The 21,004-nt window shown below is 70.2% G+C and carries 19 protein-coding genes and 1 pseudogene; 12 read left to right on the plus strand and 8 right to left on the minus strand.

Going from position 1 to position 21,004, the window contains the following annotated elements:
• Nucleotides 1–56 precede the first annotated feature (56 nt).
• From ACZ6R6_RS06215 to ACZ6R6_RS06255, 9 genes are all read left to right on the plus strand, one after another.
• Nucleotides 57–866: an MlaE family ABC transporter permease gene (locus tag ACZ6R6_RS06215; RefSeq protein WP_470090624.1), complete on the plus strand. Its 810-nt coding sequence runs from the start codon at nt 57–59 to the stop codon at nt 864–866.
• Nucleotides 866–1,732: an ABC transporter permease gene (locus tag ACZ6R6_RS06220; protein WP_470090626.1), complete on the plus strand. Its 867-nt coding sequence runs from the start codon at nt 866–868 to the stop codon at nt 1,730–1,732. Before ACZ6R6_RS06215 ends, ACZ6R6_RS06220 begins: the two co-directional genes overlap by 1 nt.
• 6 nt (nt 1,733–1,738) lie before the next feature.
• On the plus strand, nt 1,739–2,755 hold the full coding sequence (locus ACZ6R6_RS06225) for an MlaD family protein (protein ID WP_470090627.1): 1,017 nt from the start codon (nt 1,739–1,741) through the stop codon (nt 2,753–2,755).
• Nucleotides 2,752–3,819, plus strand: coding sequence for an MCE family protein (locus ACZ6R6_RS06230; RefSeq protein ID WP_470090628.1), 1,068 nt, complete (start codon nt 2,752–2,754; stop codon nt 3,817–3,819). The genes ACZ6R6_RS06225 and ACZ6R6_RS06230 overlap by 4 nt, the downstream gene beginning before the upstream one ends.
• Nucleotides 3,819–4,844, plus strand: a complete 1,026-nt coding sequence (locus ACZ6R6_RS06235) for an MlaD family protein (protein ID WP_470090630.1) — start codon at nt 3,819–3,821, stop codon at nt 4,842–4,844. The genes ACZ6R6_RS06230 and ACZ6R6_RS06235 overlap by 1 nt, the downstream gene beginning before the upstream one ends.
• Nucleotides 4,845–4,906: 62 nt before the next feature.
• On the plus strand, nt 4,907–5,989 hold the full coding sequence (locus ACZ6R6_RS06240; protein WP_470090631.1) for an MCE family protein: 1,083 nt from the start codon (nt 4,907–4,909) through the stop codon (nt 5,987–5,989).
• Nucleotides 5,990–6,059: 70 nt separating this feature from the next.
• On the plus strand, nt 6,060–7,079 hold the full coding sequence (locus ACZ6R6_RS06245; protein WP_470090632.1) for an MCE family protein: 1,020 nt from the start codon (nt 6,060–6,062) through the stop codon (nt 7,077–7,079).
• The gene (locus ACZ6R6_RS06250; RefSeq protein WP_470090634.1) at nt 7,076–8,440 is read left to right on the plus strand and encodes an MCE family protein; all 1,365 of its coding nucleotides are present in this window, start codon (nt 7,076–7,078) and stop codon (nt 8,438–8,440) included. The genes ACZ6R6_RS06245 and ACZ6R6_RS06250 overlap by 4 nt, the downstream gene beginning before the upstream one ends.
• A gap of 4 nt (nt 8,441–8,444) precedes the next feature.
• Nucleotides 8,445–9,335: a hypothetical protein gene (locus ACZ6R6_RS06255; RefSeq protein ID WP_470090636.1), complete on the plus strand. Its 891-nt coding sequence runs from the start codon at nt 8,445–8,447 to the stop codon at nt 9,333–9,335.
• Nucleotides 9,336–9,480: 145 nt separating this feature from the next.
• On the opposite strand, the gene ACZ6R6_RS06260 is transcribed toward ACZ6R6_RS06255, so the two are convergent.
• The 3 genes from ACZ6R6_RS06260 to ACZ6R6_RS06270 all read right to left on the minus strand — a co-directional run bounded on the left by ACZ6R6_RS06260 (nt 9,481) and on the right by ACZ6R6_RS06270 (nt 12,300).
• Nucleotides 9,481–10,482, minus strand: a complete 1,002-nt coding sequence (locus tag ACZ6R6_RS06260; protein ID WP_470090638.1) for an LCP family protein — start codon at nt 10,480–10,482, stop codon at nt 9,481–9,483.
• 2 nt (nt 10,483–10,484) lie between these two features.
• Nucleotides 10,485–11,066 (minus strand): RNA polymerase sigma factor, encoded by a 582-nt coding sequence (locus ACZ6R6_RS06265; RefSeq protein ID WP_470090640.1) that lies wholly within the window; start codon nt 11,064–11,066, stop codon nt 10,485–10,487.
• 229 nt (nt 11,067–11,295) lie between these two features.
• Nucleotides 11,296–12,300: a phosphotransferase family protein gene (locus tag ACZ6R6_RS06270; protein WP_470090642.1), complete on the minus strand. Its 1,005-nt coding sequence runs from the start codon at nt 12,298–12,300 to the stop codon at nt 11,296–11,298.
• A 264-nt stretch (nt 12,301–12,564) separates the two neighbouring features.
• Between ACZ6R6_RS06270 and ACZ6R6_RS06275 the strand changes: the two are divergent.
• Nucleotides 12,565–13,219 (plus strand): annotated as a pseudogene (locus tag ACZ6R6_RS06275) (HARBI1 family protein); the annotation flags it as partial.
• Between the two features lie 151 nt (nt 13,220–13,370).
• Here the strand turns inward: ACZ6R6_RS06275 and ACZ6R6_RS06280 are convergent.
• From ACZ6R6_RS06280 to ACZ6R6_RS06295, 4 genes are all read right to left on the minus strand, one after another.
• Nucleotides 13,371–14,015 (minus strand): response regulator, encoded by a 645-nt coding sequence (locus ACZ6R6_RS06280; RefSeq protein WP_470090644.1) that lies wholly within the window; start codon nt 14,013–14,015, stop codon nt 13,371–13,373.
• A complete protein-coding gene (locus ACZ6R6_RS06285) occupies nt 14,012–15,169 on the minus strand; it encodes a sensor histidine kinase (RefSeq protein ID WP_470090879.1) in 1,158 nt (385 codons plus the stop codon). The genes ACZ6R6_RS06280 and ACZ6R6_RS06285 overlap by 4 nt, the downstream gene beginning before the upstream one ends.
• Entirely contained in the window at nt 15,169–15,960 is a 792-nt protein-coding gene (locus ACZ6R6_RS06290) for a hypothetical protein (RefSeq protein WP_470090646.1), read from the minus strand. The genes ACZ6R6_RS06285 and ACZ6R6_RS06290 overlap by 1 nt, the downstream gene beginning before the upstream one ends.
• A 906-nt stretch (nt 15,961–16,866) precedes the next feature.
• Entirely contained in the window at nt 16,867–17,520 is a 654-nt protein-coding gene (locus ACZ6R6_RS06295) for a LysE family translocator (RefSeq protein WP_470090881.1), read from the minus strand.
• Between the two features lie 179 nt (nt 17,521–17,699).
• Here ACZ6R6_RS06295 and ACZ6R6_RS06300 point away from each other — a divergent pair, with 179 nt between their 5' ends.
• Together ACZ6R6_RS06300 and ACZ6R6_RS06305 are read left to right on the plus strand one after the other, a co-directional pair.
• Complete coding sequence (locus ACZ6R6_RS06300; protein ID WP_470090648.1) at nt 17,700–19,037, plus strand: aminotransferase-like domain-containing protein; 1,338 nt, start codon at nt 17,700–17,702, stop codon at nt 19,035–19,037.
• A 219-nt stretch (nt 19,038–19,256) separates the two neighbouring features.
• Nucleotides 19,257–19,964: a 4'-phosphopantetheinyl transferase family protein gene (locus ACZ6R6_RS06305; RefSeq protein ID WP_470090650.1), complete on the plus strand. Its 708-nt coding sequence runs from the start codon at nt 19,257–19,259 to the stop codon at nt 19,962–19,964.
• Here the strand turns inward: ACZ6R6_RS06305 and ACZ6R6_RS06310 are convergent.
• Nucleotides 19,914–20,897: a cation diffusion facilitator family transporter gene (locus ACZ6R6_RS06310; RefSeq protein WP_470090652.1), complete on the minus strand. Its 984-nt coding sequence runs from the start codon at nt 20,895–20,897 to the stop codon at nt 19,914–19,916. The two genes, ACZ6R6_RS06305 and ACZ6R6_RS06310, sit on opposite strands and share 51 nt — an antisense overlap.
• Nucleotides 20,898–21,004: the final 107 nt, after the last annotated feature.

Below are 21,004 nucleotides of genomic sequence, written 5' to 3' on the forward strand. Positions count from 1 at the left end.
TCCATGGTCGGAGTCGCGAGCCCCGAGGTGGTCATGGCACAACGGACGGCGCACTGATGGCGGTCGGCGGGCAGGACGGGGTCACCGGTTACCTCGCCCGCAGGAGCACGGACGTGTTGGGCCGGGTCGGCGACATGTCGGTGATCGCGCTTGAGGGCTTCCGCCGCACCTGGGACGTCCGGACCTGGTTCTGGGAATACGTCCAGCAGTGCTGGTTCCTCGCCCGTGTCACCAGCCTGCCCGTCCTGCTCGTCTCCCTCCCCCTGGGCGCGACCGTCGCCCTCCAGGTGGGCCAGCTGGCCTGGCAGCTGGGCGCCTCCTCGGCCACCGGCGGCGCCGTGGTGGTCGGCCTGGTCCGCGAGGTCGCCCCGATGGCCTCGGCCCTGCTCATCGCGGGCGCCGGAGGCTCGGCCATGACCTCCGACATCGGCGCCCGCAACATCCGCGACGAGCTGGCCGCCATGGAGGTGATGGCGGTCAACCCGATCCACCGCCTGGTCACCCCCCGGCTGTGGGCGGCGAGCACGGTGGCCGTGCTGCTCGTGCCGCTGGTCATCGTGGCCGGGGCGGGCGGCGGCTACTTCTTCAACGTCGTCATCCAGGGCGTCACCCCCGGCGCCTACTTCGACGGCGCGGTGTCCCTGCTGGTCACCAGCGACCTGCTGGTCACCCTGTTCAAAGCGTGGATCTTCGGCTTCATCGCGGCGATCATGTCGTGTTACTTCGGCATGACCTGCCAGACCAGCCCGGTCGGCGTGGGACGCGCGGTGAACCAGTCCACGGTCGTCACGTTCATGCTGGTGTTCGCGGTCAACTACGTGGTCACCATGATCTACTTCCTCGCCTACCCGCCCAGGCCCCTGTGATGGCGACGATCCCGGGCGCGCGCACCGCCGGATTCCGCGCCTACGGCGTGCTGCGTGACCTCGTGGACCGCCTGGCCTCGCTGTCGGACTGGCCGCTGTTCCTGTGGAAGGTCGTCTTCTACTCGCTGCGGGACATCGTCTTCCGGATGAAGTTCACCAAGGTCGTGCTCCGTCAGGTCAGCGACGTGGTGGTGGGCGTCGGCGCGACCGTCATCGGCGGCGGCATGGTCTTCGTGGCCTTCACCATGGCCTTCGCGGTCGGCGCCACCGTCGGCCTGCAGGGCTACCAGGGTCTGCAGGCGATCGGCGCCGAGTCCTTCATCGGCCTGGTGGGCAGCTTCGCCAACGTCCGGGAGATCACCCCGATCATCGCGGCGGTCGCGCTCGCGGCGCAGGTCGGCTCGTCCTTCACCGCCGAGCTGGGCGCGATGCGGATCTCCGAGGAGATCGACGCGCTGGAGGTGATGGCCATCAACGCCTTCACCTACCTGATCTGCACCCGGGTGGTGGCCGCGCTGATCGCGCTGGTCCCGGTCTACCTGATCGCCCTGTTCGCCAGCTTCTTCGCCACCCGGCTGATGTGCACGGTCCTGTTCGGCATGTCGCCGGGCGTCTACGACTACTACTTCTACCTCGGCCTGCCGTTGATCGACATCGTCTACAGCGTGATCAAGGTGATCGTCTTCGCCTTCGCCGTCATCAGCATCCACTGCTACTACGGGTTCAACGCCACCGGGGGCCCGGTCGGCGTGGGGACCGCGGCCGGGCGGGCGATCCGCCAGTCGATCGTCACCGTCATCCTCCTCAACCTGCTGCTGTCCTACCTGTTCTGGGGCAACGGCAGCGGCGTGAAGCTGACGGGGTGAGCGGCGATGGCGCGCGGTGAAGTCCCCCTGCCGGTCCGGCTGGCGATCTCGCTCGGCGTGGTGCTCGCGCTCCTCCTGGCCCTCGTCCTCGTCATCCGGGCCGCGGCGGAGGTGAGCGGCATGCGCGTGACCGCCGTGTTCACCCACGCCGGGCAGGGGCTGGACCCCAACTCCCCCGTCAAGATCCGCGGCATCACGGTGGGCGGGGTCAGCTCCGTCACCCTCGACCCCGAGGGCCGGGCCGTGGTCGCCATGCACGTGGAGCCCGGGGTCAAGGTGCCCGAGACCGTCACCGCCGCGATCGAGCCGACCTCGGTCTTCGGCCCCAAGTTCGTCAACCTCATCCTCGGCTCCGGCGAGACGGGCGGCCCCTACCTGGACAGCGGCGCCGTCATCACCAGGACCGAGGCGCCCAAGGACCTGTCGGACTCCCTCACCGACGCCTACGAGGGGCTGGGCGCGGTGGACCCCAAGGACATCACGACCATCGTGCACACCCTGGGCCGCGGCCTGGACGGCAAGGGCCCGCAGATCGCGGAGATCGTCGACGACACCGGGAAGATCGTCGAGGTGGCCCACCGGCGCCGCGGGGAGTTCCGGCGGTTCATCGGCGACGCCGGGGCGCTGAGCGCCGCGCTGTCCGACAAGGGCGACGAGCTGGTGGCGATCTCCTCCGACCTCAACGTGATCACCCCGGACCTGCTGAAGCGGGCCGACAAGGTCCGCGCGCTGCTGCGGGAGTTCGACGAGATCTCGCACCTGAGCGCGCACGGCCTGCGCAAGCACCGCAAGGACCTCAAGGCCGCGGTGAACGCCGGGGAGCGCGCGGCCGCGCTGCTCTACGCGCAGCTCGGCATCGCGGGCGACGGCGTGCGCGGGCTGAACCAGATCCTCACCGTGCTGAACGACCTGGTCTCGGGCGAGGGTCCGGGCGGCGCCAACCAGATCAAGATGGAGGCCTTCGTCGCGACCGACATCTGCGAGCTGTTCGTCGGCGCCTGCGGCCCCACGAACGGCAGGTGAGCCCTTTGGCCCGGTCGAGAGAGCAGATCCAGCGCCGCTGGACACTCGCCAAGTTCGTCCTCTTCCTGCTCGTGACGGGCACCCTGACCGTCCTGATCGGCGCCCAGATCGCCCGGGTGAGCCTCGGCGACACCTACCGCCTCGTGGCCACCTTCGACGACGTCTCCGGGCTGCACGAGGGCGACCAGGTGAAGATCGCGGGCGCGCCGGTCGGCCAGGTCGAGTCGATCGAGGTGGTCGACGGCCGGGCCGAGGTCGTGCTCGGCGTGCAGGCGGCGGTCAAGGTGCCCTCCGACAGCTCGGCGGCGGTCCGGTGGCGCAACACGATCGGCCAGCGGGTGGTCTACCTGGAGCCGGGCGCCGCCCGGGACATGCTGGGCGACGGGGCCCGCGTGAAGCTGACCAGCTCGGTGGTGGACATCGGCGAGCTGGTCAGCGACCTCGGCCCGCTCACCCGGAGCCTGGACCCCGACCAGATCAACCAGCTGCTGACCGCGGCGGGCGAGGCGCTGGACGGCAACCAGGAGAACATCCCCGAACTGGTCGACAACCTCAACGACCTGACCACCACGGTCGCCGAGCGCAAGAAGATCATCAAGGGGCTGCTGGAGGACTACGCCACGGTGACCGGCGTGGTCGCCCGCAGGGACCGGCAGATCTCCCGGCTGGTGGACAACCTGGTCGCGCTGACCGGCGCGTTCGCCCGGAACCGCGAGCTGGTCGACGACGCCCTGGTGGAGCTGTCGGCCACGGTCAGGGTCAACGACCAGGTGCTCGGCCGCAACTCCCGGGAGTTCGGCCGGATGGTCGACAGCATGACCCGGCTCACCGGCGGCATCCGGCGCAACATCGGCAGCGTGGAGAAGGTGCTCAACACCATCACCCCGCCGCTGCGGCGCTCGTTCCAGGTGACCGGCCGGGGCCACTTCGTCACCACGGCGGTGCCCTGCCTGGCGCTGGGTCCCCTGCCCTGCCCCTATCCGATGAGCAGCCCCCCGCCGCTGCGCGGCAGTCTCAAGCTCACCAGCACGGGGAACCTGCGGCGAGTGCTGGTGGGGCCCTGATGGCGCTGAAGTCGTTCCGCGACCGCAACAAGACCGTCGTCGGCCTGGTGTCGATGACGGTCCTCGCCGCCGTCCTGGTCGCCACCTTCCTCGTCGGCAACCTCGGACTGCTGGAGGGCGGCTACACGATGTCGGCGGTGCTGCCCGACTCCGCCGGCCTGCGCTCCGGCAACGACGTGCGCGTGGCGGGCGTCCCGGTCGGCAAGGTCACCGAGGTCCGCGCCGACTACGGCCAGGGACACGTCGTGGTGACCTGGAAGGTGGACGACGGGATCAGGCTCGGCCCGCAGACCCGGGCCGAGGTCACCCTGTCGAACCTGCTGGGCGGCCGCTACGTCAAGCTCACCGGACCGGTCACCCGCCCCTACATGGACGAGCTGCCCGAGGAGAGGCGGCGGATCCCGATGTCGCGGACCAGCACCCCGGTGCTGGTCACCGACGCGCTCAAGGACGCCACCCGGCTGGTGCAGCGGCTCGACACCGACTCGGTCGACAAGCTCCTGACGGAGCTGGCCGAGCTCAGACCCGCCCGCAAGGGCAGGGTCAGCAAGCTGCTGGACAACATCGGCGAGCTGTCGGAGATCATCAGCGAGAGCGAGCCGCAGCTGCGGAGGCTGCTGGACAACGGCAACAAGATCATGGACGTGCTGGAGACGAAGGACGCGCAGCTCGGCCGGCTGATCGACTCGATCGAGATCATGCTCGACGAGCTGCGGCGCCGCCGCGACGAGCTGAAGGCTCTGCTCGGCGACGGCAGCGACCTGGTCAACAGCATCACCACACTGGTCACCGAGCACGAGAAGAACCTGATCGCGGTGGTCGACGACATGACCGCGATCGGCAACCGGCTCGACTCCACCAGCGGCAAGGCGCTCAACTCCGTCCTCGCCTGGGTCGGACCCACCTTCTCCGGGCTGGCCACCACCGGGGGCCAGGGCCCGTGGGTGGAGGCCATCGCCACCGGGCTCGGCCCGATCAACCCCGAGGTGCTCGGCGCCATCCGCAAGGACAGGAACAGCCGATGACACGCCGCAGACCGCGAGGGACGGGCCGCGCACGCCGCGCGCCCGGGAGCGGAGCGACCCGGATGACACGTGGACCGGCGGGGACGGGCCGCGCGCCCGGGAGCCGACGCCCCCTGAGGAGGACGGCCGCGGCGCTCCTGGCCGGGGTGCTGCTGCTGTCGGCAGGAGGCTGCTCGCTGCTGCCCGGCGGGGCGTCGCCGTACCGGCTGACGGCCTACTTCAGCGCGGCGCCCTCCCTGTACGAGCAGGCCAAGGTGAAGGTGCTGGGCCTGGACGCCGGGACGGTGGACAAGCTCACCGTCGAGGGCGACAGGGTCCGGGCGGACCTGATCATCGACGGGGAGGTGCCGCTGCCCGCCGGGGTCAAGGCGGTCGTCGCCGCGCAGAACACGCTCGGCGAGCGGAACGTGGTGCTCCACCCGCCGTGGAAGCCCGGCCAGGCCAGGATCGCCCCCGGTGCGGTGATCCCGCTGGAGCGGACCGACCTGCCGGTGGAGATCGACGACGCCCTGGAGGCGTTCACCAAGCTCACCGACGCCCTCGACACCGACAAGATGGGCGACGTGGCCGGGAACCTGGCCGACACGGTCAGGGGCCGGGGCGGGCAGATCAACCGGGCGCTGGCCGACGCGGCCTCGCTGACCCGCACCCTCTCCGGACAGGACCAGCAGCTCATCGAGCTGGCCGACGGCCTCAACCGGCTCGCCTCCAGCCTCAACCGGCGCGAGGGCCAGGTCAAGACGGCCATCGACGCCTTCGCCGAGGCCAGCGCCACCCTCGCCGACGAGCGCCGGCGCATGAAGCGCTTCATCACCGGCCTGGCGGAGTTCGTGCAGCGGGGAGACGTGCTGATCGAGGCCTACCAGGAGAGACTGCCCAAGGGCGTGGCCAACCTGGCCGAGCTGGTGCTGACCATGAAGGTCAACAGCGAGTCCGCGGCCGCGGCCATCGCCGGGGCCCGCGAGTTCGTCGACAACCTGGTCCTGTCCTGGGACCGGGAACACCATGTGATCAAGATCCGCCTGGTGCTCAACGCGATGACCCGGGCCTGGCTGAGGCCGCTGTTCGAGGCCCTGGGCCTGGGCAAGGTGCCGTGCCTGCCCGGAGAGCTGAGCAACTGCGCCGGGGAGAGGGCGAGGCGGTGAGCGCGGTACGGCGGGCCGGCCGCCGGGCGGACGGGAGCGACGGGTGACCTGCGGGAAGGGAGGACGCCGGATGAGGACGTGGACACGGCTGACCGCGGGGCTGACCGGGCTCTGCCTGACGGCGGCGTGCACGCTGCAGACCGTCGGGGCGCCGACCGGCGGGCTGACCCTGACCGCGACCTTCGACGACGTGCAGAGCCTGGTGGCCGGGCACAGCGTGCAGATCTCCGACGTGCGGGTGGGCAGCGTGACCGACATCCGTCTGGAGGGATACCGCGCGAAGGTCACCATGTCCGTCGAGGACGGCATCCGGGTGCCCGAGGGCACGAGCGCCGTCGTGGCCAAGACCTCGATCCTGGGTGAGAACTACGTCGAGTTGAAGCTGCCCGCGGGCAAGGACATGACGGGCGGGCCGTTCATGCGCAGCGGCTCGACGATCGCCGAGACATCGGTCGAACCGGACATCGAGCAGGTCACCGAGCGGGCCGGGCCGCTGATCGACGCGCTCGGCGCCCAGGACGTGAACGCCGTCCTGGACGCGGCGGCCACCGGTCTCGGCGGCAAGGGGAAAGATCTCAACCGGCTGCTCAGGCAGATCACCGAGGTCACCACCGCCTACGCCGAGACCCGCCAGGACCTGGCCCGCACCATAGACGGCCTGGCCGAGCTCGGCGACGACCTCGCCAAGGGCAGCGGGGAGCTGGACCGGCTGCCCGGCACGCTCGCCGACGCCACCGCCCGGCTGAACCACGGCCGCAAGCACGTGAAGAAGACCCTCCAGGAGCTGACCGCGCTGGCCCGCGAGGTCAACCGCACCGTCTACCCCAGACACGCCGCCCGGCTGCGCACCCTGTTACATGAGCTCGACGCGGTTTCCACCTCGATGGTCCGCGGTAAGGAAGACCTGAAGGTCCTGGTCAGCCGCATACAGCGGTTCATCGACCTGCCACCGATCGTGGTGAACGGCCAGCTGCTGACCTTCGTCTGGCTCAAGGGGCTGCTGCTGCCCAAGCCGAAGAAGAGCAGCGACCGGCCGCGTCCGCCCAACCCGGTGGACGACTTCCGCCTGCTGCTGGAGCCGCCACGATGAGGAACCGCATCTGGATCAACCTCGGTTTCTTCGCGGTGCTCGGCGTGGTGATGACCGTGTGGGCCTTCACCAGCATCATCAAGCTCGACGTCATCGAGCGGCCGTACCGGGTCAACGCGGAGTTCCTGTCCTCCCCCGGTCTGGTGCGGGGCTTCGACGTGGCCTATCTCGGCGTCCGGATCGGCCGGATCGACGACGTGGCGCTGGCCCCGGGCAGGATCGTGGTGGGCCTGAGCATCAACCGCGACGTACGGCTGCCGCAGGGCGTCACCGCCGAGGTACGCCGCAAGTCCGCCATCGGCGAGCCGTACGTGGAGATCTCCCCGCCCGGCGCGGGGGCCGGCGGCGGCACCCTGGCCGCGGGCGCCACCATCCCGCTGGCCCGGACCTCGGTCCCGCTCGACTACAAGAAACTGTTCGACGGGGTCGGCAAGCTGCTGAACGCGGTGCCGCCGGAGGACGCCCGGACCATCGTGCACGAGCTGGCGACGGGACTGAACGGCCGGACGACCTCGATCCGCGAGGTCGTGGACAACGCGCACGGCCTCACCGCGACCCTGGCCGACAACACCGACCTGCTGGACGATCTGTCGGTGGAGCTGACCCGGCTGACCGGCACGCTGGCGGGCAGACGCGAGAAGCTGTCCCAGGGGGTGACCGACCTGGCCGGGGTGACCCGATCGATCCGCGAGTCCCGCAGGCAGCTCTACGCCGCCCTCGACCACGGCCCCGGCTTCTTCCGCCAGGTCGACGACCTGCTCAACACCGCCCGCCCCGGCCTGTCCTGCGCGCTTACCGCGGCGGGCATGAACCCCGGCGTGGTGTTCACCCCCAGGAACCGGGCGCACGTCAACCACCTGCTCCGGACCGTGCCCACCGCCCAGGCGCTCCTGGCCGACGTGGTCGACAGGCGGGCCGACGGGGCGTACGGCAGGACCACGTTCGTCCTGAGCGTCCCCGGCGGCCCCCGGGTGCCGCTGGAATACCGTGGCCCGCTGCCCCCGCCGAAGGTGCAGGGGCTGCGCTCCTGCCCGAAGGGCGCCCCGGTCAAGGCGTCCACCAGGACCGACGACGACGAGGACCGCGGTCCGCACCCCACCGACGGCTCCTGGGCCGGCGACGGCCCGGCCGGTGAGACGACGCCGACGCCGCAGGAGAGCGACGGGCCGTCCGGCGTCCCCGGCGCCGAGGACTCCGACCCGGCCGCCACTCCCTCGGTGGGCGCCGGCCGGGCCTCGGACTCCGCCGGCCAGGACCTCACCCCCTTCATCGCCGCGATCCTCTTCGCCGTCGCCGTCTCCGGCGGCGTGCTCGGCTGGATCGCCGTCGGCCGGGCGTCTCGCCGCCGTGAACAGGAGTAAGCAGATGAGCCCAGTCCCTCAGCAGCCCGAAGAGCTTCCTCAGGAAACGGGTTCAGGCCGCGGTGAGGTCCCCGAGGACGGCGGGGAGCCCACCCAGCCGGACCCCGCGGCCGTGCCCGCCACCGGCGCGGTTCCGGACCGGGCCGCCTCGGACAAGGCCGCCTCGGACAAGGCCGCCTCGGACAAGGCCGCCTCGGACAAGGCCGCCTCGGACGGAGCGGCACCGGATCGGGTCGCCCCGGACCCGGCGACACCGGAAGGGGCGGCGCCCGAAGAGACGGCGGCCGGGGGCGGGGAGCGGGGCCGCCTCTCGGGGGCCGGGAGATGGCGCGGCAGGCTGGTGGGCGCGGTCGCGGCCATGGCGTTCGCGGCGACGGCGGCGACCGCCGTGCTCCAGTGGATGGCCGCCGACCGCCTGGCCGAGGAGAAGGCCGATCGCAGCGCGGTGTCCGCGCGGGCGGGCGAGTTCGCCGTGGCCCTGCAGACCTACGACTACTCCGACCTCCAGTCCTACCGCGACCAGGTCTTCGCCATCTCGGGTGAGGACTTCGAGAAGACCTACGACGAGGCCTTCAGCCCGCTGGAGGGCGTGATCACGTCGATGAAGGCCAACTCGTCCGCCTCGGTCCGGGGCGTCTACGTCGCGGAGGTCGCCGAGGGCCGGGCCAAGGCGATCACGGTCGTCGACTCCCAGGTCACGAGCACCGCGGGCACCCGGCGCATGCTCGGCACCTACATGGAGCTCGGCCTGATCAAGACCGGCGGCGAGTGGAAGGTCAACGATGCGACCGTGATGGGCGCGGCCGACGAGCTGGTCACCGACCCCAACGGCAAGGCCGTCGACGCGACCCCCACCCCCACCCCGTCCCCGGGCACCGGTAAGAAGGACGGATAGGGCTCCCGGCGCGGCCCGCGGCGCCGCTGTGGTCTGTGGCGGACCGGGAGGGACCCGCGCGGTCCCTCCCGGGGGCCCGTCGGCCAGGGGCCGCCCCGTCGATCACGCGAAGGTCACTCCGGAGACTCTCCGGGTGAAGTTCGAGCTAGCGCAGGCCGCCGAACAGCTTGCTCGCCTCGGGCTGTTTCCAGACGATCCTGTTAGGGTCGTCGGGAGCCGGCCGCCAGGGCACCGCGAGGAACGTCGGCCGGCTCTCGCGGGCGCTTTCGGCGACGGCGACCATCGTCTCCAGGTCCATGTCGCTCTTCACGCTCCTGGTCGCCGCGGAGAGGAACGACCGGAGCCGGACGGGGTCGGTAAGTCCCTGCCTGGCCTTCCTCAGCATCGTCTGCATGAGCGCGACCTGGCGTTTGATCCGCTGGATGTCCGAGCCGTCGCCGTAGTAGCGCAGTCGCGCGTAGGCGAGCGCCTTCTCGCCGTCGAGCAGGCTCCTGCCGGCGGGGAGCGTCAGCTTGGCCTTGGGGTCGTTCACGGGTCCGGGCAGCCTGACCTCGACGCCGCCGAGGGCGTCGACCACCTCCTTGAACGCCTGGAAGTTGAACTCCATCGCGTGGTCGATCCGCACGTCGGTCAGCGTCTCGACCGTCTTGACGGTGCAGGCGAGGCCACCCTTGTCGAACGCTGAGTTGATCATGTCCTTCCGGGCCGGCGTCGCTCCGCAGGCGGGGATCTGGACGATCGAGTCGCGCGGCAGGCTGACGAACGTGATCCGCTCCCGGTCCGCCGGCAGATGCGCCAGCAGGATGCTGTCGCTGCGCGCGCCCCTGCGGAAGCGGGGGGTGCCGGCCTGGCTGTCGGTGCCGACAACGAGGATGTTCAGCGCTTCGGTCACCTTGACCGGCCTGGCTCCGGCCGGGGCGGCGCTCTCACCGGCGTTCAGCACCAGCGTGGGCACGGTCACGGCGGCCACGGTGGCGGCGGCGGCCAGGCCCATGACCGGCCAGCCCACCCGCAGGCGGCGGGACCAGACGGGCGGCGGGCGGTCGCCCTGGTGGGCCGGCAGGCGGTTGCGCTGGCGGGCCAGGGTCGCCGGCGGCTGGTGCTCCAGCTCGGCGCCAAGGTCGCGCAGCATCTTCAGGTCGTCCATCGTCACGCCTCCTCGACCATCGGGTTGGTGTCGCCCAGCGCCGCCCGTACCTTCCGCCTGCCCCTGTTGAGGCGGGAGCGTACGGTACCGACCGGGATTCCGAGTGCCTGCGCGACCTCCTCGTACGTCAGGTCGCCCCAGGCGATCAGCAGCAGCACGTCGCGGTCCTTGGCGGGCAGCGCCGCGAGCGCGCTGATCAGAGCGGGCCGGGCGGCCTGCGCGCTCACCCCGGCGGCCACCCGGTCGGCGGGCGAGTCCTCGTGGTCGTCCACGGGCGCCCGTAGCAACGCCCGGTAGCGGGCCGCCTCGGTGCGGCGCTGACGGGATATGAGCTTGGTGAGGATGCCGAAGAGCCAGGGCCGGGCATCCGGGTAGGCCAGGTCATAGCTTCTGCGGCGGGAGAAGGCGACCAGGAACGTCTCGCCGACGAGGTCCTCGGCCGGCTCCGGGCCGAGCCGTTTGGTGACATACCGGTAGAGCATGCCGGAGTAGCGGTCGAACAGCTCGGCGAACGCCTCCGGCTGGGTCCAGGAGGCGCTGACGAGGTCGGCGTCGCCGCCCCGGGTGGCGGGTTGTGTGATCATCTCCGCCCTTCTGTAGGGAAGTCGGTCAGGGATGTATCGCCACAACCCACCACCCGGGTTCACGGCAGCCCACCACCCGGGTTCACGGCAGCCCACCACCCGGGCATTGTCGCCCTCACCCGCCTGGATTGGTTCCAAGGGGTTCGGTGGTCGTAGGCGGTCGGCGCGGACAGCCGACCGGCCCTCCGCCCTGGATGCCGACCCGGACGAGTGATGATCCCGGTGCGTCTCACTCCTGGCGCAGGAAGGCAAGAGCCTGCTGGAGGTTGTGCTCGGCGATTTCCATCATGAAGTCGCGGTCGGGGAAGTCGCCGTCGAGGAGCCGCAGCGGTCCGGCGACGAGCGACAGGTGCAGCGCCAGCGTGTAGAAGGTCAGGCGCTGCTCGTCGAGGCCGCTTCTGTGCAGCCACCGGTAGTGCTCACCGAAGCGGAGACGCAAGAACGCGTGTTCCCACTCGACGTCGAAGAACATCAGGCCCTCGATGTCGATGAGGACGGGGTGCCCGTGCCGGTCCACCAGCACGTGATCCGGTCCGAGTTCGCCGTGGATGAGCCCGTACTCCGAGCGTGGGTGCACCGTGGCGGCCAGTCCGCGGACCACGTCCTCCAGGCGGTCGCGGGTGCCCGCGATCCGCGTGTCGCGCGAGGCGGCTTCGGCGAGGTCGCCGAGGGCGCGGTCGAGGACGACCTGCTCACACGAGTGTCCCTGGGAGATGCCGCCGTTATCGATCAGAGCGACTTTGCCGAAACCGGGTCCCTGATGCCGCTGCATCACGTCGAGCGCGTCGGCAAGCCGTGACAGAGACACCTTCATGCCGTGCGGGTCTTGCTGGAGCAACGCCTCCAGCGTTGCACCGGGCACATCCTCGACCACTGCGATGTCCGCCGGGTAGTGGCTTCTGCTCCGGTCAGCCAGATGGATCCGCGGGGTGCGGATCCCCAAGGCGTCCAGGCGCCGGTGCGCGGCCTCGAACAGGTCGATGCCGGAGGCGTGCGAAAACGGATCCGCGTGGTTCTCGGTTTCATCGATCTGCGTGGCGGGCCAGTAGTTCTCGGCGTCGTCCCAGATGTAGACGATCACGGTGGAATCATTGTCGAAGGTGAGGCGGTACACGCCTTTCTTGCTACCGCCGCGGAGCCGTGAGACGCCGGTCAGGCGATATTCGGCGCCCAGAGCCGCGCGTGCGACTCCCGCCAGGTGATCACCCGCGACAACCCTGCGTGACACGTCCACGATCTGCTCCCCACGTATCGGCTGGAAGCCTCCGTCGGAGGAGGACAGGAAACCGCCCCTCAGGCGACCACCGCACAAGCGACCGATCTTAGGCGATGCCTGCGTGCTTGGGAGAAGGGAGCTCAATGAACCTTCCCGGTGATCGTCGATCACGCTGCGTAGCCTGTGAACCGTCCTTGGCTCCTGGCCCCGGACATGGGTGAAGCCCCTGCTGGAACTGGTCTTTGCGAAGAGATCAAGTCCACAGCGAGAGGCTTCACTTGCCGTCCAGTATCAGCGGCCTGTGACAACCACATCGGCAGATCGACGGCCTGCCGGCTGCTGCACGAGGGCATCGATGTCCTGGCGGAGCAGGCCCCGGACCTGACGACCGCGCTGGAGAGCGCCACCCAGGCCGGGCTGACGCATCTCAACCTGGACGGCATGCTGATCCGCACCGACCGGATCTCCACTCCCGGGCCCAACGGCGCCGACCTGTACTGGTCAGGCAAGCACAAGCATCACGGCGGCAACATCCAGGTCCTCTTCACCCCGGACGGCTGGCCGATCTGGGTGTCGACGGTCCGGCCGGGCCGGGAGCACGACCTGACCTGTGCCCGTACCCGCGGCCTGCTGGAGGCTCTGTCGCTCAACGCGACCGAGTCTGGCCTGATCACACTCACCGGCCTGGGATATGAGGGGGGCCAGGGAGATGTTCAGGATGCCGTTCAAGCAGCCCAAGGACAGTGAGATCACTGAGGCGCAGCGCGCTTTCGACCAGCTCATACGAGGCGTTCATGGGATCGGTGAGCGGGCGGACACCTTGCTCAAGACCACGTTCAAAGCCTTGCGGCGAGTCAGCCTCGATCCGAGCCGGATCACCCGGATCGCCGCCGCGGCTCTCGTCCGACTTCAGCTGGAGCACGGACGGATCATGTGAGGCGATCACGGATATCCCATCGCAAACCCTCTCGAATGATCTTGAAAGCGGAACCCTTCGGCCCTATGCCATCGAGGCCGTCTCGCTGTGGCGAGACAGCGGCTTCCGCCGCTACTGACTCTCCCGGACCTGGCCGCGATCCGTGCAGAGCTCATGTGCGGGGGATCTGGCCATGTTCGTAGGCCCAGATGACCGCCTGGACGCGGTCGCGGAGCTGGAGCTTGGCCAGGATGCGACCGACGTGGGTCTTGACCGTGCCCTCCGAGAGGAAGAGGCGCCCGGCGATCTCGGCGTTCGTCTCGCCCTGTGCGATGTGCTGGAGGACCTCCCTCTCGCGGTCCGTGAGGGGGATGGGCGGATCGGCCGGCAGCGGCAGGGTGGGGGCGACGTGGTCGAGCAGCCGCCGGGTGGTGGAGGGTGCGATGACCGCGTCGCCCTCGTGCACGGTCCGGACGGCGGCCACGATCTCCTCGGCGGGCGCGTCCTTGAGCAGGAACCCCGAGGCGCCCGCACGGAGCGCGGCGAAGGCGTATTCGTCCAGGTCGAACGTAGTGAGCACGATGACCTTGGGCCCGGCCCCGGTCAGGAGCCTGCGGGTGGCCTCCACACCGTCGAGGAGAGGCATCCGCACGTCCATGAGCACCACGTCGGCGACGATGTTCCCGAGCCTGGTCAGGGCTTCGAGGCCGTCGCGCGCCTCCCCCACGACGGTCATGTCGTCCTGAGCCTGGATGACCATGATCGTGCCGGTACGCACGAGGTCCTGATCGTCCACCACGAACACCCGGATCGTCACACTGCGCCCTTCTGGTATGGCAAGCGGGCCGTCACCACGAAGCCCCGCTCCTCTGCGGGTCCGGCGGAGAGCGTGCCACCGACTGCCGACAGTCTTTCGCGCATCCCGGCCAGCCCGTTGCCCGGCGCCGTGCCCGCAGTCGGTGTGGGAGCCCGGCCGTCGTCCGCCACGGCCACTTCCAGGTTCACCGGCGTCCACGACAATCTGACCGACGAGCTCGCTCCGCCGCCCGCGTGCTTGAGCGTGTTGGTCAACGCCTCCTGGATCACCCGGTAGAGCGCCAGCTCCGCCCCCGGCCCGATCGGCCGCGCCCTACCGGAGGTGGTCATGGTCACCGCGAGCCCGGCCGCGCGAGTCCGATCCAGCAGCTCCGGGAGTTCGGCCAGCCCCGGTTGCGGCCGCAGATCGCCGGCCTCGGAGCCGACGGCGGTGTCCGAGCGGAGCACGCCGACCAAGCCGCGCATCTCGGTGAGCGCTTGACGTCCGGTCTCCTCCACCGTGGCCAGCACCTCGGTGGCGCGGTCGGGGATCAGTCGCCCACCTCTGGCCTGGGCGACGATGACGGCCAGGGCGTGGGCCACCACGTCGTGCATCTCGCGGGCGATCCTGGCCCGTTCCGCCAGGGTGGCCTGAGCGGCTGACATGCTGGCCTGTTCCTTTAGGAGGTTGACGTAGGCGAGCTGAGTCCTGCGGTACAGGCCAAGCCCCCAGGCCGCCACCACAATGGCCACCAGAAGACCCAGCAGCATCCACGGATTCGGTCCCAGATGGGCGGCCGCGACGCTGGAGTCCGTGGCGAACCTGGCCGCCGCCAGTCCCGCCCCCGCCAGTCCCACGACCACGGGTAGGTACGACCTGCCGTACGCGGTGCAGGAGTAGAGGGCGAGCGGGAAGAGCACGACGGTCGGCAGGACGATGAAGAGCCCGGTCACGACTGCTTGTACGGCCAGCGCCACGGCGATCACGAGGAATACGCGCAGGTCCCGGCGGAAGGCGAACGCCACGTGCGCCAGCAGGCAGGCCGCCACCAGGATCGCCGCCCGCTCCCCCGGCACCGACAGCACCGCCACCACGACCGAGAGCAGGAACAGTGGTACCCCGACCACGAACGCGACCACAGCGTCGAACGCCCGCGGCCCCGCCACCCACCGCATCACCGCGCGAGCACCCTGGCGCTCTGCCGCTGGTAGACCAGGGTGGCCCCGGCCACCGCGAGCCCGAACAGCAGCCAGCTCCCGTACACGCAGGAGACCATGACGACCGCTGAGGCGTCACCGAGCGGCACCGGCCCGTCGGTCACGCCCATGAGCTGCGAGAGGGTGCCGAACACGGACATGCTCCCCATGGTGCTCAACATAGCGGCTCCCGTCCAACCGCCGAACAGCACCAGCCCGCGCGGCAGCCGCCTCCCCCACGCCTGAACGAGGGCCAACGATCCGACCGCCCCGATGGCCAGCATGATCATCTCACCGTACGGAAATCCCTCGGAGTAGTCGGCGGGGCGCAGCAACGACCCGCCCAGCGACCAGTACAGCTTGACCGTCGGATAGATGAACCCGAGCGCGAAGGCCGTGTAACCGAGCCACGGCCCGCTCGGCAGCCGGGTGCGCCGCAGCACCAGCGCCCCAACCAGCCCGGTGGCAGCGAGACTGAGCGCCCGTCCCGCCATCCCGGGCCCGTCCACCCGAGCGAACTCCCCCGCCGGTATCCCGGTCACCACGAAGAACGCGCGGAAGCAGTCGAGCACCAGCCCACCCGCCGACCAGAGCAACAGCACCGACGAGAGCCAGCCCACGGCGACCGGCCGTTCGAAGACGGCGAAGCCCGCACCGGCCAGGGCGGCGGCGGCCGTCACCCAATGCGGAGCGAACCCGGTGGTGTAGGACAGCGAGGGCAGCGCCTCGGTGGCCAATGCGGCGATGAACGTGAGCACGGACGCGGTCAACGCCGCAATTCGGAGTCTGGATAGTCGCATGCCCCCAACGATTCCGCCCGGGAACGGTCTGCCGCGTCTGCACGGAGTCCACCAAGGAGGTGACCTGCGAGGTATTGACAGACCCGGGTTACAGCTCCAGAACCCCCTGGGTTCCGTCGACCGTGACGACAATGAAGATCACGTTATGTGATGCTGACATGGTCCAGTCGTGCCCGTGGTTGAGCAGGGCGAGTGCGGCCTGAGTGATCTGGACGGCGGCAAGGGCGGTGATGACGCCGTGCGGCGGGCGCAGGTCATGTCGTGATCGATCGCGAACTGTTTGATGCAGGTGTTGTCGAGGAACCAGCGCAGGATGAGCACGGCCTGGGTGAAGCAGTTGAGCGCTCAACGGCCCTGCCGAGTATGTGACACTGGTGGGCACGTGAGCCTCTGGCTGCGAAGTTGATCTTTAGACAAGGCCACTTCCACCAGAGGCTTTACGCTTTCTGATCACCCAGCGCATCAGTCGGCCTCGCCCGCTACCGAGAGCAACAGGCCGTTACCGGCAATGGCTCAATACGGCCGGACTCCCTGCGGTGTGGCCGTCCGAGTCCTGCAGCGCGTCCTCGCGCTGTCGCGGCGGTTGGGGTGGCCCACGGCGTCGAGCCGGCTCTCCCGGCCGGGATCCGGCGGGCGGTCACTCCCGGCTGCGCCGGTCCCGGGGAGCCCCGGTACTCCTGTCGGCGGGACACTCCCCACCGCTGGATCGAGAACGCCACGACGCTCCGTCGAGGGGCGAAGCCGGCTCCGGAGAAGGCGGCCCGGTTCCCGGGCCTCTCGGTTCCATGATCACGCCCCAACCGCTATGAGAAATTCAGCCCGCACCAGGCAGGGGTGTGTCCCCGGCGGCACCGGGCAGGGCGAGCCGGAGGAGCGCTATGCCAGGTGGGGGGTGAAACTCCCGGAGTTGCCGAGGGCGAGCATGACGGCCAGCACCCCGAGCAGGCTCCCCATGGTGATCCGCTGGGCCCGCAGCCAGGAGGGGCGGCGGGTGAGAAAGCCCGCGACGGCTCCGGCGGCCAGCACGATCGACAGGTTCACCGAGACGGCCACCATGATCTGGAAGCCGCCGAGGATGATGCCCTGGAGCAGCACGTCGCCTCTGTCGAGGTCAACGAACTGCGGAATGATCGAGATGTACAAGATGGCGATCTTCGGGTTGAGCAGGTTCGTCATCAGTCCCATGGTGAAAAGCCGCCGCGGGGAGTCGGCGGGCACGTCCTGAACGGTGAAGACCGATACGCCGCCGGGTTTGACGGTCTTCCAGGCGAGCCACAGCAGATAGAGCGCCCCGATGATCCTGATGGCGGTGAGGAGCTCCGGCACAGCGGCGAACAGCACCGCGAGGCCCAGATTCGCCCCCACCAGGTAGACCAGGAATCCGGCCGCGACCCCACCCAGGGAGATGATCCCGGCCCGGCGCCCCTGGCTGATGCTTCTCGATACCAGATACATCATGTTCGGGCCCGGGGACAGCACCATGCCCAGCGCGACCGACACCACACCGAGCAGCGCGCTCTGTTCGACCATTGCCACCGTCCACCTTCTGCGCTCGAGCCCCGAGGTCGTCGCAGGCCCAGGTAATCGTTCCGGGGGCGCGCCGATTGCGCCGATATGGCGAAGCTATCTCCTCAATTCATTTCAGTGCAATATTAGAAATTGAACTCGGAGCAATTTTGTGCTTGAATTCTGTCGGGGAGGAGACGGCCATGGATGACTACCGGCGGGTGGCTGACGAGGTGGCGGCGGACATCGCGGCCGGGCGGCTACGGCCGGGCGACCGCCTGCCGCCGCAGCGGGAGTTCGCGCGCCAGCGCACCATCGCCAACTCCACCGCCGCCCGCGTCTACAAGGAACTCGTCCGCCGCGGCCTGACGGTCGGCGAGGTCGGACGCGGCACGTTCGTCAGGGCCGCCGCTCCACGCCCCGACCCCGCTCTCGCCGAACCGGCCGGCAGCAGGGTCGATCTGGAGCTCAACTACGCCTTCGTGCCCGAGCAGGCGAGTCTTCAGGCGGCGAGCATCGGTTCCCTGCTCCGCCCCGACGTGCTGGAGTCGTCCATGCGTCCGGTGGGCGCGGCGGGGACGCTCCCGGCGCGCAGCCGCGTCGCCGAGCTGCTGGCGCGCGGGCACTGGCGGCCGGACCAGGAGCGTGTCCTGTTCGCGGGCAACGGTCGCCAGGCGATCGCCGCCGCGATGGCCGCGCTGGCCTCCCCCGGAGCCAGGATCGGCGTGGAGGAGCTCACCTATCCCGTCGTCAAGGCGATCGCCGGCCGCCTCGGCGTCACCCTCGTGCCGCTGGCCGTCGACGCGGCCGGAGTGGTCCCCGAGGCCGTCGAGGCCGCCACGCGCAAGACCCCGCTCGCCTCCATCTACCTCCAGCCGACGCTGCACAACCCGCTGTCGCTGACCATGCCCGTGGAGCGTCGGGCCGAGCTCGCGGGCCTGCTGGAGCGGCTGGACCTCCACGCGATCGAGGACGCGATCTGGTCCTTCCTCCGCCCCGACCTCCCACCCCTCGCCGCGCTGGCCCCCGAACGGACCATCCTCGTCGACAGCCTCTCCAAGCGGCTCGCTCCCGGCCTGACGCTCGGATTCGCCGTCGTCCCCGAGGCCCTCGGCGCAAGCGTCTCGACCGCCCTGCGCTCCGGCGGCTGGACGCCGATGCGTTTCGCGCTGGACGCCGCGACCCGGTGGCTGAGCGACGGCGTCGTCGACACGGTGGCCCGCGCCAAGCAGCGGGAGGCCACCGCCCGCCAGGAGCTCGTCACCCGGCATCTGGGGGAGTTCGCGGTGCACAGCGACCCCCACTCCTTCTACTGCTGGTGGGAGCTCCCGCCGCCGTGGCGGGCCGACACCTTCGTCGCCGCCGCCGCGCGCCAGGGCATCGCGGTCACTCCTGCGGCGGCTTTCGCCGTCGGCCACTATCGCGCCCCGAACGCCATCCGTCTCGGCCTCGCCTCCCCGCCCACCGAAACCCTCGCACGGGCCCTGGCCACGCTCGCCGGTCTCGCCCGCTCGACACCGGACGACCTGATCGCCGAGTGACGGGCAGGAGCGAGGGAAGGTCCCATGGCGATGTCCGCCCGCCTGAAGCGGGCCTGACCGAAGCGGGAGGAACCCGGCGTCGGGCCCACGGTCTTACTCGGGGGGTTCGGGGTCCCGGCCACCGTCCCGGAGCGGAGTGACGGCCGGGGCGGTCGCCGTATCGCCGGCGATCCATTGATAGATCACCTTTTAAGGCCCTAAAACGCTTAATCTGGGCAGATGCGCGATTGCCTGGTGCTGGCCGGTCCCACCGACGAGATCTACTCCCCCGACAGAATGGACCTGTTCACCGAGATCGAGCGTGAACGCGCGGCGACGTTCCTCAGGGAGAGCGACCGGCGCGACTTCGTCGCGGCCCATCTCCTGGTACGGCAGTGCGCGGCCAAGGTCGTCGGCGTCCCCGAGGACCGGCTGACGCTGCTGCAGCACTGCGACCGCTGCGGGCCGGGGCACGGCAAGCCGTACTTCCCGGAGGTCCCCGAACTCGGCGTCAGCCTCTCCCACAGCCACGGATACGTGTGCGCGGCGGTGGGTCCGGGCCGGGTCGGCGTGGACGCCGAGCGCGTCCCCGCGGGCCCCATGGACAAGGCCCTGGTCGCGCACGTCCTGGCCCCCGCGGAGCGAGCCCTGGTCCGCGACAGCGAGGAGCTGATCCGCCTCTGGGTCCGCAAGGAGGCGCTGATCAAGCGCGGCGAGCTCACCCTGGACGACCTGAGCACCGCGGACCTGTCCGCGCTCCCCATCACGGTGGAGGCGTCCTCCCCCGACATCACGGTGGAGGCGTCCTCCCCCGACGGACCGGGGCCCCGCCTCGACGGAGCCCGGCTCCACCGCATGGAGTGGGAGGGCAGGCACCTGCTGGAGTGGCGGACGGCCTCAGCCGTCGCGGTCTGCGTCGTCACCGACCACCCGGCCACTCTGGGCTGACCTTCCCGGGGTCGGGTCGAGGAACACCTGCGAGATCGAGGAGAAGCGCTCCTGGAGCCTGCGCGCCACCCGGTCGGCGGCCAGCTCCAGGACGGCCCCGGTGGTGTCGTCGGCGAAGTCGACCCGGGCGGCGACCAGCACCTCGTCCGGCCCCAGCATCATGGTCAGCAGTTCCACCACCTCCTCGACCTCGGGCAGGGCGAGCAGCTCGGCCCTGATCTCCTGCTCCATCCGCACGGGCACCGCCTGGCCGATCAGCAGGGACACGTTGGTGCGGATGAGGTTGAGCGCGACTGCGAGCAGCAGCAGGCCGATCGCCACCGAGGCGACGCCGTCCCACAGGGGGGATCCGGTCAGCTGGTAGGCCAGCAGGCCGCACGCGGCGATCAGCAGGCCCACCAGGGCGGCCCCGTCCTCGAAGAGCACGGCCTTCAGCGCGGTGTCGGTGGTTCTGGAGACGTAGCGCTGCGGGCTCACCTTCAGCCGTGCGGCCTCGGCCCGCACCTGTGACAGCGCCTTGAGAAACGAGACGCCCTCGATGACGGCCGAGACCGCGAGGACGGCATAGGAGATCCTCAGGTCGGCGAGCTCCTCACCGTGACCGATCTCGTGCAGGCCGTGGGTGATGGAGAATCCGGCCCCGCCGATGAGGGTGGCGAAGGCGGCCATCAGCGCCCAGAAGAAGCCGGCCATGCCGTGCCCGAAGGGATGCCGGGCGTCGGCGGGGTGGCCGGCCCGGCGCACCGCGACGAACAGCAGTATCTCGGTGACCGTGTCGGCGGCCGAGTGCACGGCCTCGGACAGCATCGCCGACGAGCCGCTGATCAGACCCGCGACCAGCTTGGCCACCGCGATCGCGAGGTTGGCCAGACCCGCCACGACCACCGTGCCGAGGCTCTCCGATCCGGTCTTCTCCGCCGCCTTGTCCACCACTCGATCACTGTACGTGCCTGTGAGCCACGTCTCGGGAGCCGGTCCGGAATAGTTGAAGGTTCACCTATGTTGATGCGGACATATAGCCCATAAAGCATTTAAGGACA

It is taken from the genome of Streptosporangium sp. NPDC048886, assembly GCF_055586905.1.

Coding starts and splice junctions, on each gene's coding strand:
- ACZ6R6_RS06265 (WP_470090640.1), bottom strand. CDS start 11,066: ATGATCACACAACCCGCCACCCGGGGCGGCGACGCCGACCTCGTCAGC.
- ACZ6R6_RS06295 (WP_470090881.1), bottom strand. CDS start 17,520: ATGGTCGAACAGAGCGCGCTGCTCGGTGTGGTGTCGGTCGCGCTGGGC.
- ACZ6R6_RS06260 (WP_470090638.1), bottom strand. CDS start 10,482: ATGGACGACCTGAAGATGCTGCGCGACCTTGGCGCCGAGCTGGAGCAC.
- ACZ6R6_RS06215 (WP_470090624.1), top strand. CDS start 57: ATGGCGGTCGGCGGGCAGGACGGGGTCACCGGTTACCTCGCCCGCAGG.
- ACZ6R6_RS06305 (WP_470090650.1), top strand. CDS start 19,257: ATGCGCGATTGCCTGGTGCTGGCCGGTCCCACCGACGAGATCTACTCC.
- ACZ6R6_RS06240 (WP_470090631.1), top strand. CDS start 4,907: ATGACACGTGGACCGGCGGGGACGGGCCGCGCGCCCGGGAGCCGACGC.
- ACZ6R6_RS06250 (WP_470090634.1), top strand. CDS start 7,076: ATGAGGAACCGCATCTGGATCAACCTCGGTTTCTTCGCGGTGCTCGGC.
- ACZ6R6_RS06245 (WP_470090632.1), top strand. CDS start 6,060: ATGAGGACGTGGACACGGCTGACCGCGGGGCTGACCGGGCTCTGCCTG.
- ACZ6R6_RS06255 (WP_470090636.1), top strand. CDS start 8,445: ATGAGCCCAGTCCCTCAGCAGCCCGAAGAGCTTCCTCAGGAAACGGGT.
- ACZ6R6_RS06220 (WP_470090626.1), top strand. CDS start 866: ATGGCGACGATCCCGGGCGCGCGCACCGCCGGATTCCGCGCCTACGGC.
- ACZ6R6_RS06235 (WP_470090630.1), top strand. CDS start 3,819: ATGGCGCTGAAGTCGTTCCGCGACCGCAACAAGACCGTCGTCGGCCTG.
- ACZ6R6_RS06285 (WP_470090879.1), bottom strand. CDS start 15,169: ATGCGGTGGGTGGCGGGGCCGCGGGCGTTCGACGCTGTGGTCGCGTTC.
- ACZ6R6_RS06225 (WP_470090627.1), top strand. CDS start 1,739: ATGGCGCGCGGTGAAGTCCCCCTGCCGGTCCGGCTGGCGATCTCGCTC.
- ACZ6R6_RS06300 (WP_470090648.1), top strand. CDS start 17,700: ATGGATGACTACCGGCGGGTGGCTGACGAGGTGGCGGCGGACATCGCG.